The organism is Paracoccus rhizosphaerae (genome assembly GCF_026162645.1).
Taxonomy (GTDB): Bacteria; Pseudomonadota; Alphaproteobacteria; order Rhodobacterales; family Rhodobacteraceae; genus Paracoccus; species Paracoccus rhizosphaerae.
In genome coordinates this window covers 1-1,299 of sequence record NZ_JAOTBE010000170.1, presented here as the reverse complement: position 1 = coordinate 1,299, position 1,299 = coordinate 1, and the positions used below count along the sequence as shown (strand labels likewise).

The 1,299-nt window shown below is 58.2% G+C and carries 3 pseudogenes; 1 reads left to right on the top strand and 2 read right to left on the bottom strand.

Features of this window, described 5'->3' with window-relative positions:
- Positions 1-126 precede the first annotated feature (126 nt).
- Positions 127-437 (top strand): annotated as a pseudogene (locus tag OC184_RS20220) (transposase); the annotation flags it as partial.
- Positions 438-457: 20 nt separating this feature from the next.
- On the opposite strand, the pseudogene OC184_RS20215 reads toward OC184_RS20220, so the two are convergent.
- Positions 458-1,174 (bottom strand): annotated as a pseudogene (locus OC184_RS20215) (IS3 family transposase); the annotation flags it as partial.
- A 27-nt stretch (positions 1,175-1,201) separates the two neighbouring features.
- Positions 1,202-1,299 (bottom strand): annotated as a pseudogene (locus tag OC184_RS20210) (IS5/IS1182 family transposase); the annotation flags it as partial.

The window sequence follows — 1,299 nt, the reverse complement described above, 5'->3', positions numbered from 1 at the left end:
AGCCCTCATTATTGCAGCTCTGACGGCGTGCGTGGTCGTGGCGCTCCCGTGACGAACCTGGCCCATAATGCTTCCTTCCATTCCTGAAAAAGGATCGCACCATCAAACCCTGGGATCAAACTCCTTTTCGTCACCGCCGGGCAGGTCAGCGATTACATCGGCGCGCTGGCGTTGCTGAGCAGCCTGCCGGATGTTCACTGGCTGCTCAGGGACCGCGGATATGACGTCGACTGGTTCCGAGAAGCGTTGAAAGACGAAGGGATACGCGCCTGCATCCCAAGGCAACCGTGAAGTACGACAAGCGTCGCTACGAACGCCGCAATCGCATCGAGATCATGTTCGGCAGGCTCAAGGACCGGCGGCGTGTTGCAACTCGGTATGACAGGGGTCCCAAGTGGACCTGTCGCGTATTTGTGCCGCTCCCAGTGCTTGTTTAGGCCACTTGGCGTTCGAAGTCCTAAGGGCTTTTGCCTCCCAAAGCTGAGTGCCGACGGCGCGGGTTATAGAATCCGTTGATGTATTGGAAGATGGCCGTCTCGGCCTGTCGGCGTGTTTCCCACGACCTGCGCCAGATCAGCTCGGCCTTGATGGTCTTGAAGAAGGTCTCGACGGCAGCGTTATCATAGCAGTTTCCCTTACCGCTCATTGACGCCTTCAGGCCATTTTCGCGCAGGACTTTCTGATAGTCGTGCGAACAGTATTGGCTGCCCCGTGCTGCGCACCTGTGGAAGATACATCCCCTCGGCGGCGACCTGAGGGCGATGGCCATCTTCCAGGCCCGGATTGCCAAATCGCGCTTCATGCGATTTCTGACGGCCCAGCCAATGACGCGCCGGGAGTGCAGATCGAGGATCACTGCCAGATACAGCCAGCCCTCGCGGGTCCAGATGTAGCTGATGTCGCCCGCCCATTTCTGGTTGGCCCTGGCTGCAATAAAGTCGCGATCCAGCAGGTTCGGGGCGATGTTGAACATATGGTCGCTGTCGGTCGTGGCTTTGAACTTACGCGTTCTTTCAACGATGATCCTGTTTTCGCGCATCAGGCGACCGACGCGTCGATGCCCGACATCGACACCGACCTCTTTCAACTCGTCTGTCATCCTCGGGCGACCATAGCTGCCCAAGCTCAGACGCGACTGTTTCTTGATATGCGCCAGGACGACCATGTCCATGCGCTACCTAGGGTCAGGACTCGTTCTTGATCACAGCCAGAACATGACGGTCGCGGCCAATGCGATTGCGGAGAGGTAAGTCTCCGGGCACCTGTCGTAACGCGTGGCGACACGTCTCCAGTCTTTCA